We start from the raw sequence: 13,924 nt of genomic DNA, 5'->3' as shown, positions 1-13,924 counted from the left end.
ACACCCCGTTTTCGCATCGCAACTCCGAGCCGGGCTGGATCGTCGCACCCGGGATGCAGGGCACGCAGGTTCAACCGCTCACCGCGAACATGCTGACCCCGGAATCGCTGGCCGAGCTGATGGGCGGCCCGGACATCACGCCCCCACCACCGGGCACCAACCTGCCCGGGTCGCCGGACGCCTACGACGAATCCAGCCCGTTGCCACCGCCCTGGTACCCGCAGCCGGGACCGCCACCCGCGCCGGCGCCGGGCGTCGTTCCCGGACCGGCACCCGCCGCGCAGACCGGGCCGCGCCAGTGAGGTGCGCGACGAGCGCGATGCGCGCGAGGAGCAAGCCGAACCGACAAGCCCTGAGGCGCGCGACGAGCGCGATGCGCGCACTGACCCGACTCCGTGTCGGAACCGGTCGCCGCGGGCTGGTATTGCTGGCCTTCTTACTGGCTCCGGTGGTGTTGAGCTCGTGCAGCTGGCGCGGCATCGCCAACGTGCCGCTGCCGGTAGGCCAGGGCACCGGCCCCCAGCACTTGACGATCTACGTTCAGGTGCCCGACACGCTGGCGCTGAACACCAACAGCCGGGTGCGGGTCGCCGACGTCTGGGTCGGCACGGTGCGCGACATCAGCCTGAAGAACTGGATCGCGACCTTGACGCTGGACCTCGATTCCGACGTGCAACTGCCGGCGAATGCGACCGCGCGAATCGGCCAGACCAGCCTGCTAGGCACCCAGCACGTCGAACTGGCCGCACCGCCGAATCCGTCGCCACAACCGCTGAAAAGCGGCGACACCATTGGCCTGAAGAACTCCTCGGCCTACCCCACCGTCGAACGGACGCTGGCCAGCATCGCGGTCGTCCTCAACGGCGGTGGCTTTCCCAACCTCGAGGTGATCCAATCCCAGGTCTTCGACATCCTGGACGGCCACGTCGATCAGATTCGCGAATTCCTCACCAGGCTGGACACGTTCACTGCCGAACTCAACCGCCAACGTGACGACCTCACCCGCGCGATCGACTCCACCAACCAACTCCTGTCTATTGCCGCCAACCGCGACGACACGCTGGATCGGGTGCTCACCGAGATCCCGCCGCTGATCCGTCATTTCGCCGACACCCGCGATCTGTTCGCCGACGCCACGCAGTCGTTGGGGCGGTTCAGCGACGTCGCCAACCGGACGCTCTCGGATACCCGCACCGACCTGCACCACGACCTGCAGTCGCTGCAGCGACCGCTCAAGCAGCTCGGTCGGGCTGTGCCATATCTGCCCGACGCGCTGAGGCTGCTCCTCACTGCCCCGTTCAACATTGACTACGTGGACAAGGTGATTCGCGGCGACTATGTCAACGTGTCGGCCACGGCCGACTTGACGTTTTCCACCCTGGACAACGCGCTGCTGAGCGGAACGGGAGTCTCGGGGATGATGCGGGCGCTCGAGCAGTCCTGGGGGCGCGATCCGAGCACCATGATCCCGGACGTCCGGTTCACGCCGAACCCCAATGACGTGCCGGGCGGCCCACTGGTCGAAAGGGGTGAGTAGGGCATGCTGACCCGCCTGATCAAAATTCAGCTGGTGTTGTTGACCGCGCTCTCGATCATCGCCGTGGCGGTCCTGGGCATCTACTTCCTGCGGATCCCCAGCCTAGTGGGCATCGGTCGATACACCCTGTACGCCGATCTGCCCGCATCCGGCGGGCTGTACCGCACAGCGAACGTCACCTACCGAGGCATCACCGTCGGCAAGGTCACCGCCGTCGAGCCGACCGAGCAGGGCGCGCAGGCGGCGATGAGCATCGACACCGGCTACCGCATTCCAGTTGACGCCTCAGCTCATGTGCACTCGGTCTCGGCGGTCGGTGAACAGTACATCGACCTGGTGTCGGCCCGCAGCAGCGGTCCGTACTTCGACAACGGGCAGACGATCACCAAGAGCACGGTGCCCGCCCAGATCGGCCCCGCGCTCGATGCTGCCAACCAGGGCATAGCGGCGCTGCCCGAGGACAAGATCGCAGCACTGCTCGACGAGACGTCACAGGCCGTGGGCGGGCTGGGGCCTCCCCTTCGGCGCTTGGTCGACGCCACCACTGCGATCGCCCACGACGTCAAGGGCAACATCAACGACGTCAACGCCATCATCGAGCATTCGGCGCCCATCATCGACAGCCAGGTCGATTCCAGTGACGAGATCGGGCGCTGGGCCGCCAACCTCAATGTGCTGGCCGCGCAGACCGCTGAGCAGGACCACGCGTTGCGCAGCGTCGTGGCCAACGTCGCACCCACGGCAGATCAGGTCAATGCGACGCTGGCCGCCGTGCGTGACGCGCTGCCGCAGACGCTGGCCAATGTCGCGGTCGTGGCGGACATGCTCAAGCGCTATCACAACGGCGTCGAGGGGCTGCTGGTGTTCTTGCCGCAGTCCGTTGCGGAGTCGCAGGCGGCGGTCTCCGCCTACCCCGACCAGGTGTCACTGGACGTCGCGCTGTCGATCAACCAGCCGCCGCCGTGCCTGACCGGCTTCCTGCCGGCGTCGCAGTGGCGCTCACCAGCGGACACCAGCACCGCGCCGCTGCCTGCCGGCACCTACTGCAAGATCCCGCAGGACACCTACACGAACGTGGTGCGCGGTGCCCGTAACAACCTGTGTGTGGATGTGCCCGGTAAGCGGGCGGCGAGCCCGCGGGAGTGCCGCAGCGACAAACCCTATGTGCCGTTGGGCACCAACCCGTGGTACGGAGACCCGAATCAGATCCGCAACTGCCCCGCGCCCGGCGCGCGCTGCGACCAGCCCGTCGACCCGGGTCGGGTGATCCCTGCACCGTCGATCAACACCAATCTCAATCCGCTGCCCGCGGATCAGCTGCCGGGCACGCCGCCCCCGGTCAGCGATCCGCTGCAGCGGCCGGGCTCGGGCACCGTCGAATGCAACGGGCAACAACCCAACCCGTGCGTCTACGTTCCGGCCGCGTCGCCCACCGCGATTTACGACGTGCAGAGCGGTGTCGTCGTCGGACCCGACGGACAGCGGTTTTCCGTGACGAATTCGGACAACATTGGCGACGACGGCTGGAAGCAGATGCTCGCGCCGGCCGGCTGATCCAATTGCACGGGCCGCAGACTTCGCGATGAGCACACCTCCATCCGACAGATCCGCGACTCGATCCTGCGCGACGCCGCAATCGCCGGCCTGGTCCGTGGCGAGGAAACCTTGGCGGCACTGTCGCGACGCTTGGGCTTCTCCGAACCGAGCGCCTTCACCAGGGCCTTTCGGCGATGGACTGGCCGCAGTCCCGGTTCGTATCTGCCACGTGGCATCAAGCAATCCGGGCACTCCAGCCCAAGGCATCCGTAACGGTCGAGCCTTTGACCTGGGAGCATCCAGGTGGGCACGGTGATTACGAGGGGGCGATGACGGCGATGCCGAGTTCGGCGGCGGCGACAGCCATCCGGTCGTCGTATGTGCACAACCGGCCGAGGTCGGTGCCGAGCCGCTGCGCCGTCGCCAGGTGGACGGCGTCGAGCGTGCGTAGTTCGAATGGCAGGAGCCGACCAGCGAGATCGAGCACCCGGTTGTCGAGGCGAAGCAGGTCGGGACCCGCCAGCGCGCGACGTCCGGTTTTTCGGGCTGGTTCGCCCTTGTCGAGCAGAGCCCGCATGACCTCCGTCCGTGCCAGGGCGCTGGACACCCGCGGACTGCGACGGCGAAGGTAGCGACGCAGCGCATCCGACTCCGGCTCACGAACCGCGAGTTTGACGATAGCCGACGAGTCGAGGTAAACGGCCGCCATCAGCGCTCGTGCTCACGCAGCCGAGCAAGCGTCAGCGACGGCAGCTCGACGCCCGGTTCGAGTTCGAGCGGTTCGGGCAGATCGTTGAAATCGAGCGCTGCGCGCTCGATCTCGCCGCTGGCCAGCATCTGCTCGTACGGACCGCCCTTCGACATCGGCGAGAGCACGGCGACGGGCCGACCGCGGTCGGTGATCTCGATCGTCTCGCCGGCCTCGACGCGCCGAAGGAGTTCGCTGGCTCGCTGTCGCAGCTCCCGCACACCCACCGACGCCATGTGCTAACAGTAGCACTTCAGGTGGCGTCGACCCGTTGGTAAGCCAGGGCGATCCCGGCCGCACGTGACTTCGCCGACCTGCTGGACACGCTGCCCACACGCTCGCATCTCGGGGACAGCCTGCCGTTACAGGTCACCGACATGGATTGTGAAGGTGCCTGAGCGTTAGTGTGCACTGGTCGGTCTCACCGACGAAGCCGAGAGAACGGTTGAGTACATTCATGGTCGCAGCAACAGCGGCGTCGGCGATCGAATCGCGGGTCGGCCACTACTACCAGGCGGACGGCACCTACCGGGTCGGTCGCGAGAAGGTGCGCGAGTACGCCCGTGCCGTGCAGGACTATCACCCCGCGCACTGGGATGTCGCCGCCGCCGCGGAGTTGGGCTATCCGGACGTGGTTGCCCCGCTGACGTTCACGTCGGTTCCGGCCATGGCGACCAATCGGCGCATGTTCGAATCAGTGGTCGTCGGTTACGACACCTACGTGCAGACCGAGGAGGTCTTCGAGCAGCACCGCCCGATCGTGGCCGGCGACGAACTGCTCACCGATGTCGAACTGTCGTCGGTGCGCACGATCGCCGGCAGAGACCTGATCACCGTGACCAACACCTTCACCGACACCGCCGGAGAGCGGGTGCACACCCTGCACACCACGGTCGTCGGCGTCACCGCCGACGAGGTCGACGCGGGAATCAGGGCGGCCGTGCAGAACGTGATGATGCACGACGTGAACATCCTCGGCGTCGACCAGTCCGCTGCCAGCTATCAGAAGACCGTGCGCCCCGAGGGCAAGGTGCGAATCACCAAGGCGGGAATGACCCGTACGCCGGGAACACCGTCGTTCGATGACCTGAAGATCGGCGACGAGCTGCCGGTGCACCATGCCCGACTGTCCCGCGGCGACCTGGTGAACTATGCCGGTGTAGCCGGCGACGCCAACCCGATTCACTGGGACGAGGACCTCGCCAAGCTGGCCGGGCTGCCCGATGTGATCGCCCACGGAATGCTCACCATGGGTTTGGGTGCGGGGTTCGTCTCCGCATGGTCGGGCGACCCTGGCGCGGTCACCCGTTTCGCAGTGCGGTTATCCCAGCCCGCGATCGTGTCGGCCGCCGAGGGCGGCGACATCGAGTTCGGCGGCCGGCTCAAGTCGTTGGACCCGGCAACCCGCAGCGGTGTCGTCGTCGTCGCGGCGAAGTCCGGTGGCCGGAAGATCTTCGGCCTGGCGACGTCGAATATCCGCTTCCGCTGAGGCATCAAGCTCTTGTATTCAGACACCCGGGCGCAGATGGCGCACGGACGCGAACCGGGCGAAATCCCGGTCGAGAGTGACGACGTCACAGTGATGCTCGACGGCGATGGCCGCTATGACAGCGTCGGGGATCAGATCGCCGGACGCGTCGGCCTCGTCGCAGATTTCGCGCAGCAGCGCGAGGTGCCGCGGGCCGGGTTCAGGTCCTGGCCCTCGTCGAGAACCTCGTACAACGCCCGGTTAGAAGTCAGGTCGAGCCCCGGCCGGATGCCGCCGCCGCCGCGGAATACCGGAACTTTCGGCCGAGGGCTCCGGCCGCGGACCGCAGCAAGTTCTCGGCGAAGGGCGTCCTCGATTACTGCGCCCAGCGATTGACCCCGCTCGCGGGCCCGACGCTTAGCGGCCGCCAGCAGTTCATCGGAGATCGACACAGTGGTGCGCATGATGACGACAATACCGCATCACAAGCATCGCTACGCCGCAGCCGGGACTTCGCCCGGCGGCGGTGGCCCTTCGGGCAGTTTCACCCCGAGCTGGACAACACCCATGTGATGCGGATGGCGGGTCGGTTCGCGCCGTGTTACAGCGGGCGGGCGTCGGCCATCCGACTACCGCAACCGCAATCCGCGGGGGGTCCGGGCGAATCCGGCATCGGTCAATGCCGCCAGCACCGGCGAATCCTGGAGCTGCAGCACCGGCACCCCGTCCACCCGCTCGACAGTAAGCCCGTCGACCCGTCGGGCGGCCACCACGTCGGCCAGCGCGACGGCGGCGGCATGTTGGGCTTCGGCGTCGTCGACGAAGTTACGAAGTGATCGCCCGCCGCGCTCGACGAACCAGGTCAGCGCCCCGTCCACCAGCACCACTAGCGCCCCCGCTTTGCGGCCCGGTCGGGCGGCGCCGGCACCGGCCGGCCACGGCAACGCCGCGCCGTACGGGTTGGCCGGATCGGTGGCGGCCAGCACCACGGCGTGGTAGTCGGGCCGGCGCGGGTCGACACCGTCGAGGTAGCCGCGCAGCCGGTCGACCGTCGACGCGACGGCGAACTGTGCCCCGCCCAGCGACTCGACGAAGTAGCCGCGCTGGCACCGGCCGGCGTCCTCGAATGCGCTCAGAACCTTGTACAGGGTGGCGAATCCGCCGGGCACTCCCTCGGCGGCCACCGCGCCTTTGGTCAGCACACCGTGGCGGTGTAGCAGCAGCTCGGCCTGATGATGTGCCCGCACGGTGGAATCGGGTTGCGGGGTCGGCAGCGCCGACCAGCGGCCGGCCACGGTCGCATCGGCGGCACGGGCCGCGGGGTGGGCCACGCTGTAACGGCTCAGCCGCGGCGGGCGCCGCTGCCGGTGCGCGGGCGTCGAGCGCCTTCGGGAGCCGTGGCCGCCGGCGAGGGCGGCCCGCACCGGCGCAAAGGTGTCTCCGGTGATCCAGCCGGCCCAGATCAGTTCCCACAGCGCGGCTTTGAGCGCCGCCTCACCGATCCCGTCGCGAGCCAGCTGGCGGAAGAAGAACGCTCCGCCGCCACCCAGGGTGTCCAGGATCGCGCGGTGTGCGTCACCGAATTCGATTGCAGCACCGGCGGCCAGCGTCAACGGCGCGGAATCGACGGCGTGAAAAGCGATCCAGCCGTCGGCACCGGAGATCGTACCGGCGCCCGACCAGAGCACCTCCCCGGAGGCCAGCAGCTCGTCCAGCATCGCGGGGGAGTAGTCACGCACCCGGGCTGCCAGCACCAGCGGTTCGACCGCCGAGGCCGGCAGGGGGACCCCGGCGAGTTGGTCGAGGACGCCGGCCAGCCCGTCCACGCCGGACACGGCGTCCGCACCGATCTGCTGCCAGGCTGGCAGAAACCTACCGTAGGCAGCGGTGGAGACCGGTTCGATCTGGGCCCGCAGCGCGGCCAGCGACCGGCGCCGCAGAATCCGCAGCACGTCGGCGTCGCACCACTGCTCGCCGGAGTGCTCGCCGGCGGCGCCAAGCTGCGCCGGGACATCGGCGAATTCGCCGCGCACCAGCCGCCGGTCGGCCGCCAACCGGCCCAGCACGTCGGCCGCCACCCGCTGCCCGAGGCCGAACCGGGCAGCGGCCTGGCCGGTGGTGAACGGCCCGCGGGTGCGCGCGAAACGCCCCAGCAGCTCGCCCAGCGGGTCGCCGACCGGCTCGGTGAAGCTGGCCGGCACGCCGACCGGCACCGCCACCCCGACGCCGTCGCGCAGCCGGCCGATGTCTTCGATCGCGACCCACCAGCTGTGTCCGGCGAACGACACCGCCAGCACCCGTTTGGCGGTGAGCAGACCCTCGAGCCAGCCCTCCACACCGGCCCCGCCGGCCCGGGCGGCCACCTCGTCGGTGGTCAGCGGGCCCAGCAGGCGCAGCAGGTCGGCCACATCCTCGGCGTCACGGGCAGCCTTCTCGGGAGTCAGGTGCTGCAGCTGGGCGGCGACGGCGGTGATGACCTCGGGATCGAGCAGCTCACGCAGTTCGACGCGGCCGAGCAGTTCGGCCAGCAGGCCGGCGTCCAGCGACAACGCCGCTGCACGGCGCTCGGCGCTCGGGTGATCGCCCTCGTACATGAACGCCCCGACGTAGCCGAACAGCAGCGACGCCGCGAACGGCGACGGGGTGGGCGTCTCCACCTCGACGACCCGGACCCGGCGTTGCGCGATCGCCGACATCAACCCGGTCAGGGCCGGTACGTCGTAGACGTCCTGCAGGCATTCCCGCACGGTCTCCAGCACCACCGGAAAGTCCGGATACTTGCGTGCCACGTCGAGCAGCTGGGCGGCGCGCTGGCGTTGCTGCCACAGCGGCGACCGGCGGCCCGGGTGCCGGCGCGGCAGCAGCAGCGCGCGGGCCGCGCACTCCCGGAACCGGGCGGCGAACAGCGCCGAGCCTCCGACCTCGGCGGTGACGATCGCTTCGATCTCGTCGGCGTCGAAGACGAACAGCTCGGCTCCCGGCGCCGCCGAAGTCTCCGGGGGCGAGCCCATATCGGTGTCGGGCAACCGCAGAACGATGCCGTCGTCGGAGGCGGTCGGCAACGCGTCGACGCCGTAACGTTCGGTCAGCCGGCGGCTCACCGCCAACGCCAGCGGGCCGTGCACCCGCAGCCCGTAGGGCGAGTGCAAGATCACCCGCCAGTCACCGAGCTCGTCGCGGAACCGCTCCACCACCAGCGTGGTGTCGGTAGGCACCACCGCGGTCGCCTCGCGCTGATCGGCCACCAGCTGCCACAGGTTGTCAATGGCGTAGTCGTCGAAACCCAAAGCCGTGCAACGTCTGCCGAAGTCATCACGGTTCAGACCCGCCAGCTCACCGGTGAATGCGCCGATCGCGGTTCCGAGCTCCGCCGGGCGTCCGACGCCATCGCCGTGCCAGAACGGCAGCCGGCCCGGCTGCCCCGGCGCCGGGATCACCAGCACCCGATCATGGGTGATCTCGGTGATCCGCCAGCTGGTCGCGCCCAGCAAGATGACGTCGCCGGGACGCGACTCGTAGACCATCTCCTCATCGAGTTCGCCTACCCGGGAAAGCTTTTCGGAGCCAGCCAGGTAGACGGCGAACAGTCCGCGGTCGGGGATTGCGCCACCGGAGGTGACCGCGAGCCGCTGCGCGCCCGGCCGCGCGGTCAGGGTGCCGGTGTCGCGGTCGTAGACCAGCCGCGGCCGCAGCTCGGCGAACTCGGTGGAAGGGTACTTACCGGACAACAGGTCCAGCGTCGCCTCGAATGCGTTGCGCGGCAGGGTGGCGAACGGGGCGGCCCGGCGCACCGTGTCGAACCAGGCGTCGGCGTCCAGCGGTTCTGCCGCGGCCGCGGCCACGGTGTGCTGGGCCAGGATGTCGAGCGGATTGGTGGGCACCCGCAGGGTCTCGATCTGCCCGGCAAGCATGCGCTGCACCGCCACCCCGCAGCCGATCAAGTTGGTGCGGTGCTTGGGAATCAGCACCCCTGACGAGACTTCGCCGACCTGATGCCCGGCCCGACCGATGCGCTGCAGGCCGGCGGCCACCGACGGCGGCGCCTCGATCTGGATCACCAGGTCGACGTCGCCCATGTCGATGCCCAGCTCCAGGCTGGAGGTCGCCACCACCGCTTTCAGGCGTCCGCGTTTGAGGTCCTCTTCGACCGCGGCGCGGGTCTCCTTGGACACCGAGCCGTGATGCGCCCGCGCCAGAATCGCCGGTGCGCCGTGACTGTGGCCGCTGCCCATGAGCTGCGCGGGCGCGCCCCCGGCGACCAGCGGGTTGGGGTCGGACTCGAGTTGCACGCCACAGCGTTCGGTGTGGATTTCATTGAGCCGCGCGGTCAGCCGCTCGGCCAGCCGCCGCGAGTTGACGAAGACGATCGTCGAGCGGTGTTCTTCGATTCTGTCGACGATGCGCGCTTCGATTTCGGGCCAGATGGTGTTGCCGGCGAGGTTGACCATATCGGGCGCCGGCACCCCCCCGCGAGCGGGAGGTACCCCCAGCACGGTCAGCTCGAACGCTTTGGCCGCCGGGGGAGCTACGACGGTGGTCGGGGACTGGCCGGACAGGAAGCGGGCGACTTCCTCTGGTGGGCGTACGGTGGCCGACAGCCCGATCCGCTGCGCCGGCCGGCCGCATTGCGCGTCCAGTCGCTCCAGCGACAGCGCCAGGTGGCTGCCGCGCTTGGTGCCGGCCACCGCGTGCACCTCGTCGACGATCACCGTGCGCACACCGGTCAGCGTCGCCCGCGCCGCGGAGGTCAGCATCAAAAACAGCGACTCCGGGGTGGTGATCAGCACGTCGGGCGGCCGGGCGATCAGCTGGCGGCGCTGCGCCGGCGGAGTGTCTCCCGACCGCACCCCGACGGTGATCTCCGGTGCCGGGAGGCCGCGCCGCTGCGCGATCCGGCGAATCCCGGTCAGCGGGGTGCGCAGGTTGCGCTCGACGTCGACCGCCAGCGCCTTCAGCGGCGAGATGTACAACACCCGGGTGCCGGCGGCTGGATCGGCAACGCGTTGAGCCGCGTCAGTCAGGCTATCCAGGGCCCACAGGAACGCCGCCAGTGTCTTACCGGACCCGGTGGGCGCGACGACCAGCGTGTTGTTGCCGTCGGCGATCGCCGACCAGGCCCGGGTCTGCGCCGGGGTCGGTGCGGGGAAGGTACCGGCGAACCAGTCCCGAGTCAGTGCGCCGAACCGGGCCAGCGGGTCGGCGGATGCGGTGCTCACCTAGCCATCGTGCCAATGCGAGGCGACTCCCGCACCGCCGAGGCGGTTGGAGGTTGCTATGTTCGTAACGCCCGCAGCTTTAACAGCCCCTGACGAAGTGCCCCATGTCGGAAACAGTGATCGAGTATGTCCTTCGACGGCTGAAGGAAATCGGGGTCGACGACATCTTCGGTGTCCCCGGCGACTTCGCGTTCCCGGTGCAAGACGCGATCGTCAAACATCGCGGCATACAGTGGATCGGCTGCTGCAACGAATTGAACGCCGGTTACGCGGCCGATGGTTATGCGCGGGTCCGGGGCATGGCCGCGTTGAGCACGACGTACGGGGTTGGTGAGTTGGGCGCGATCGGTGCGGTCGCCGGATCGTATGCGGCGGCCTTGCCGGTGTTTCATCTGACCGGCATGCCCGCGATGCCGGTGCAGGAAGCTCGTGCACAAGTCCATCACACCCTGGGAAACGGTGAGTTCGATCTGTTCAAGCACATGGCCGATCAGGTGGTTTGTGCCAGTGCCATCATGACTCCGCAGAACGTGGCCTACGAAACGGAGCGGCTGATCGCCACGGCCCGGTACCGTCGTCGCCCGGTCTATATGGCTTTTCCCTCCGATCTCGTCGACCGGGTCGTCGTCGGCCGCGCGCAACCGCTGGAGCTGCCGTCCAGCGACCCACAGTCACTCGATGCTGCGGCCAGTGCTGTCATCGAAGCGCTCGGATCCGCCGAGACGGCCTGTGTGCTGCCGGGAATGCTCACTGCCCGGCTCGGCCTACGAACCGAGCTGCAGGCTTTCGTCGACGCCTGCGGGTTACCGTTTGCGACCATGTTCGCCGACAAATCCGTGCTCGACGAAGAGCAGCCGGCTTACCTGGGCATGTATGACGGCAAGCTGATGAGCGAAGACATCCGCCAGTTCGTGGAGTCCGCCGACCGGGTGGTGTGCTTCGGCACAATGATGACCGACTACAACACCGGCGCGTTCACCTCGAACCTGGCCCCCGCCCGAACCATCGACATCCGCCAACACCAAACCCGGGTGGGAAGCCAGGTGTTCACCAGCGTTGAAATGCGCGACCTGCTGCCCGAACTCACCAAACGGGTCACCAAACGCAGCCTCTCGACGGCGATCCGCCCGACGACACTCGGCGAGGTCACCGGCGAACGCGACACCGAGATCACCGCCGAGACGCTCTACCCGCGGTGGGAGCGGTTTTTCAAACCCAACGACACCATCATCGCCGAAACGGGAACATGCTCGATGGGCCTGGCCTTCGCGCACCTGCCGAAAGGCGCCCGATTTCACAACCAGACCCTGTGGGGGGCAATCGGATGGGCTACGCCGGCCGCGTTCGGCGCCGCGGTTGCCGATCCCGATCGCCGGCTGATCCTGGTCACCGGGGAGGGCTCCCACCAACTGACCGCTCAGGAAATCAGCCAGTTCGGACGCCGTGGCCTCAAGCCGATCGTGTTCGTACTCAACAACAACGGCTATCTCATCGAGCGGCTGCTCTGCAAGGATCCCGACATCGCCTACAACGACCTGGCATCGTGGAACTACGCCGAACTGCCACACGCCCTCGGCTGCACAAACTGGTACACGGCACGGGTGGCGACCTGTGCCGAACTAGACGAGGCGATGAAGGTCGCCGAAGACGGTGACACCGCTGCCTACATCGAGGTCGTCACCAACACCTACGCCGCGCCACCGCTGGCACGGAAGCTGCACGACAACGTCGCAAGTCTTTACGGTGTCTGAATCGCGATGGTCAGCGGAGACGGATCTCTACGTTGTGGCCGCTGGAGCGGGCCAGTCGCTTGTCCCGGGTCAGGATCGGGCACTCCAGCGCCTCGGCCAGCGCCACGTAGGCGGCGTCGTAGGCGGTGAGGTTGTCGCGCAGGCTGAATGCCCGTAGCCGAAGGGCTGCCCTGCATGACCATCGGCGGATGGGTAGGGCATCGAAGTCGGTCAAGGCGTCGAGCGCCCGGGCCGCGCTGATCTGCCTGCCGCGGGTCAACCCGCGCAGCGCGGAGACGACCTCGAAGTCCAATAGCGCCGGGGCATGCAGCTCCTCATCGGCGAGGTCGGCGCGCAACTCTTCGGTGCCCTCGACGACGGTGAGTGCGTCGACGAGCGCAGCGCTATCGACGACGATCACGCGCGGCGGCGAGTCAGCTGCTCGTCTCGATCGGCTCGAGCGGCGTCGATGGCATCGGCCGCCGACCCGGTAGCACGCTCGGCGCGTTGCACGGCGCGCTGAAGGACTTCGGCAACCGTGGGGCGGGCGACTTCCCGGTTGATCAGGTCGAGCAGATAGGCGTTGAGCGACTGGCCATGCGCAGCCGCTCGCGCTTTGAGTTCCCGTCGAGCTGCGTCGGGGACGTTGCGGATCTGCAGCAATGAACTCATGCATACATATTAGATCGAGATCCATACAGATTGCATTAACAGTGTAACGGAGAACGATCCGTTGCTGCGACGTCCACTCCGCATCGAGACGTCAAGGTCGACGCATCTTGATGCGTTACCCTGGCTTGGTGCGAACAACTGTCAACCTCGCAGATGACGTCGCCCGTGCTGTAGAACGCTTTCGGCGGGAGCACACGATCGGGTTGAGTGACGCGATCAACGAATTGGTCCGAGCTGGCCTCGCAAAGCGGGAGGTCCGTGCTCGTTTCCGGCAGCAGACCCATGACATGGGTAGGGCGATCATCGATTACTCCAACGTCTGGGAGGCGATCGAGAGCGCCGATGGCCCCGTAAACCGCTGATGCTGCTCGACGCCAATATCCTGATTTATGCCGTCGACGAGCGAGCCAAGCTGCATCAGGCCGCGGTCGCCTGGCTGACGCATCAGCTCAACGGATCTCGTCGTGTCGGCTTGCCGTGGCAGAGCACTGCCACCTTTCTGCGTATTGCCACGCATCCTCGGGTCTTCCCGCAACCATTAGCGCCCACGACGGCCTATGACCGAGTCATTGACTGGCTCTCGGCACCCGTTGCATGGGTCCCGCAGCCGGGACCCGAATATCACCGGATCCTCGGCCAACTCATCACGGCCTATGACGTCGGCGGCAACCTGGTCCCGGACGCGATGTTGGCCGCTCTCGCCATCGAACACGGGGCCACGCTGTACTCTGCCGACACCGACTTCGCACGCTTCAAAGAGCTGCGTTGGGAGAACCCACTGCAAGCCTGACGTGCTTGTCGTCACATGATCACATGTCGGCTACTTGATCTCGGCCAGCACCGTGCCCTGGGTGATGGCCGCGCCGGCCTCGACCGCCAGAGCGGTGACGGTGCCGTGTTTGTGGGCGGTGACGGGGTTCTCCATCTTCATCGCCTCCAGGACGACGACCAGGTCGCCGGTGGCGATCTGCTGTCCCTCCTCGACGGCCACCTTGACCACGGTGCCCTGCATGGGCG

At 67.9% G+C, this 13,924-nt stretch carries 12 protein-coding genes and 3 pseudogenes; 7 read left to right on the top strand and 8 right to left on the bottom strand.

Features of this window, described 5'->3' with window-relative positions; all coding sequences use genetic code 11:
* The 4 genes and pseudogenes from AC2VOP_RS03765 to AC2VOP_RS03750 form a co-directional block, all read left to right on the top strand.
* Positions 1-302: pseudogene (locus AC2VOP_RS03765) on the top strand (mammalian cell entry protein); the annotation flags it as partial.
* Positions 303-373: 71 nt separating this feature from the next.
* Positions 374-1,537: a virulence factor Mce family protein gene (locus tag AC2VOP_RS03760; protein WP_486959726.1), complete on the top strand. Its 1,164-nt coding sequence runs from the start codon at positions 374-376 to the stop codon at positions 1,535-1,537.
* A 3-nt stretch (positions 1,538-1,540) separates the two neighbouring features.
* Complete coding sequence (locus tag AC2VOP_RS03755) at positions 1,541-3,091, top strand: MCE family protein (RefSeq protein ID WP_486959725.1); 1,551 nt, start codon at positions 1,541-1,543, stop codon at positions 3,089-3,091.
* Between the two features lie 15 nt (positions 3,092-3,106).
* A pseudogene (locus AC2VOP_RS03750) lies at positions 3,107-3,346 on the top strand (helix-turn-helix domain-containing protein); the annotation flags it as partial.
* A 43-nt stretch (positions 3,347-3,389) separates the two neighbouring features.
* Here AC2VOP_RS03750 and AC2VOP_RS03745 read toward each other — a convergent pair.
* On the bottom strand, positions 3,390-3,782 hold the full coding sequence (locus AC2VOP_RS03745; RefSeq protein WP_486959724.1) for a type II toxin-antitoxin system VapC family toxin: 393 nt from the start codon (positions 3,780-3,782) through the stop codon (positions 3,390-3,392).
* Complete coding sequence (locus AC2VOP_RS03740) at positions 3,782-4,057, bottom strand: type II toxin-antitoxin system Phd/YefM family antitoxin (RefSeq protein ID WP_486959723.1); 276 nt, start codon at positions 4,055-4,057, stop codon at positions 3,782-3,784. The genes AC2VOP_RS03745 and AC2VOP_RS03740 overlap by 1 nt, the downstream gene beginning before the upstream one ends.
* A 221-nt stretch (positions 4,058-4,278) precedes the next feature.
* Between AC2VOP_RS03740 and AC2VOP_RS03735 the strand changes: the two genes are divergently transcribed.
* On the top strand, positions 4,279-5,310 hold the full coding sequence (locus tag AC2VOP_RS03735) for a fused (3R)-hydroxyacyl-ACP dehydratase subunits HadA/HadB (RefSeq protein WP_486959722.1): 1,032 nt from the start codon (positions 4,279-4,281) through the stop codon (positions 5,308-5,310).
* 18 nt (positions 5,311-5,328) lie between these two features.
* On the opposite strand, the pseudogene AC2VOP_RS03730 reads toward AC2VOP_RS03735, so the two are convergent.
* From AC2VOP_RS03730 to AC2VOP_RS03720, 3 genes and pseudogenes are all read right to left on the bottom strand, one after another.
* Positions 5,329-5,508, bottom strand: a pseudogene (locus tag AC2VOP_RS03730) (PIN domain-containing protein); the annotation flags it as partial.
* Positions 5,442-5,753, bottom strand: a complete 312-nt coding sequence (locus tag AC2VOP_RS03725; RefSeq protein ID WP_486959721.1) for a ribbon-helix-helix protein, CopG family — start codon at positions 5,751-5,753, stop codon at positions 5,442-5,444. The gene AC2VOP_RS03725 and the pseudogene AC2VOP_RS03730, both read right to left, overlap by 67 nt.
* Positions 5,754-5,918: 165 nt before the next feature.
* Positions 5,919-10,505, bottom strand: a complete 4,587-nt coding sequence (locus AC2VOP_RS03720; protein ID WP_486959720.1) for an ATP-dependent helicase — start codon at positions 10,503-10,505, stop codon at positions 5,919-5,921.
* Between the two features lie 104 nt (positions 10,506-10,609).
* Here AC2VOP_RS03720 and AC2VOP_RS03715 point away from each other — a divergent pair, with 104 nt between their 5' ends.
* Positions 10,610-12,256: an alpha-keto acid decarboxylase family protein gene (locus AC2VOP_RS03715; RefSeq protein WP_486959719.1), complete on the top strand. Its 1,647-nt coding sequence runs from the start codon at positions 10,610-10,612 to the stop codon at positions 12,254-12,256.
* Positions 12,257-12,266: 10 nt separating this feature from the next.
* On the opposite strand, the gene AC2VOP_RS03710 is transcribed toward AC2VOP_RS03715, so the two are convergent.
* Together AC2VOP_RS03710 and AC2VOP_RS03705 are read right to left on the bottom strand one after the other, a co-directional pair.
* Positions 12,267-12,656: a type II toxin-antitoxin system VapC family toxin gene (locus AC2VOP_RS03710; RefSeq protein ID WP_486959718.1), complete on the bottom strand. Its 390-nt coding sequence runs from the start codon at positions 12,654-12,656 to the stop codon at positions 12,267-12,269.
* Positions 12,653-12,907, bottom strand: coding sequence for a FitA-like ribbon-helix-helix domain-containing protein (locus tag AC2VOP_RS03705; protein ID WP_486959717.1), 255 nt, complete (start codon positions 12,905-12,907; stop codon positions 12,653-12,655). Before AC2VOP_RS03705 ends, AC2VOP_RS03710 begins: the two co-directional genes overlap by 4 nt.
* Before the next feature lie 361 nt (positions 12,908-13,268).
* Here AC2VOP_RS03705 and AC2VOP_RS03700 point away from each other — a divergent pair, with 361 nt between their 5' ends.
* Complete coding sequence (locus AC2VOP_RS03700) at positions 13,269-13,697, top strand: TA system VapC family ribonuclease toxin (protein WP_486959716.1); 429 nt, start codon at positions 13,269-13,271, stop codon at positions 13,695-13,697.
* Positions 13,698-13,727: 30 nt separating this feature from the next.
* Here the strand turns inward: AC2VOP_RS03700 and AC2VOP_RS03695 are convergent.
* Positions 13,728-13,924, bottom strand: a 197-nt coding sequence (locus tag AC2VOP_RS03695; RefSeq protein ID WP_486959715.1) for a biotin/lipoyl-containing protein, incomplete at its 5' end; no start/stop codon positions are given.

Source organism: Mycobacterium sp. TH-M106 (assembly GCF_057473765.1).
The sequence above is the reverse complement of the archived record's forward strand: the minus strand, read 5'-3'. Positions and strand labels throughout refer to the sequence as shown.

Excerpts from the sequence above, each read along its gene's own strand:
- AC2VOP_RS03740 (WP_486959723.1), bottom strand. The coding sequence starts at position 4,057 with ATGGCGTCGGTGGGTGTGCGGGAGCTGCGACAGCGAGCCAGCGAACTC.
- AC2VOP_RS03700 (WP_486959716.1), top strand. The coding sequence starts at position 13,269 with ATGCTGCTCGACGCCAATATCCTGATTTATGCCGTCGACGAGCGAGCC.
- AC2VOP_RS03725 (WP_486959721.1), bottom strand. The coding sequence starts at position 5,753 with ATGCGCACCACTGTGTCGATCTCCGATGAACTGCTGGCGGCCGCTAAG.
- AC2VOP_RS03705 (WP_486959717.1), bottom strand. The coding sequence starts at position 12,907 with ATGAGTTCATTGCTGCAGATCCGCAACGTCCCCGACGCAGCTCGACGG.
- AC2VOP_RS03735 (WP_486959722.1), top strand. The coding sequence starts at position 4,279 with ATGGTCGCAGCAACAGCGGCGTCGGCGATCGAATCGCGGGTCGGCCAC.
- AC2VOP_RS03755 (WP_486959725.1), top strand. The coding sequence starts at position 1,541 with ATGCTGACCCGCCTGATCAAAATTCAGCTGGTGTTGTTGACCGCGCTC.
- AC2VOP_RS03760 (WP_486959726.1), top strand. The coding sequence starts at position 374 with ATGCGCGCACTGACCCGACTCCGTGTCGGAACCGGTCGCCGCGGGCTG.
- AC2VOP_RS03745 (WP_486959724.1), bottom strand. The coding sequence starts at position 3,782 with ATGGCGGCCGTTTACCTCGACTCGTCGGCTATCGTCAAACTCGCGGTT.
- AC2VOP_RS03715 (WP_486959719.1), top strand. The coding sequence starts at position 10,610 with ATGTCGGAAACAGTGATCGAGTATGTCCTTCGACGGCTGAAGGAAATC.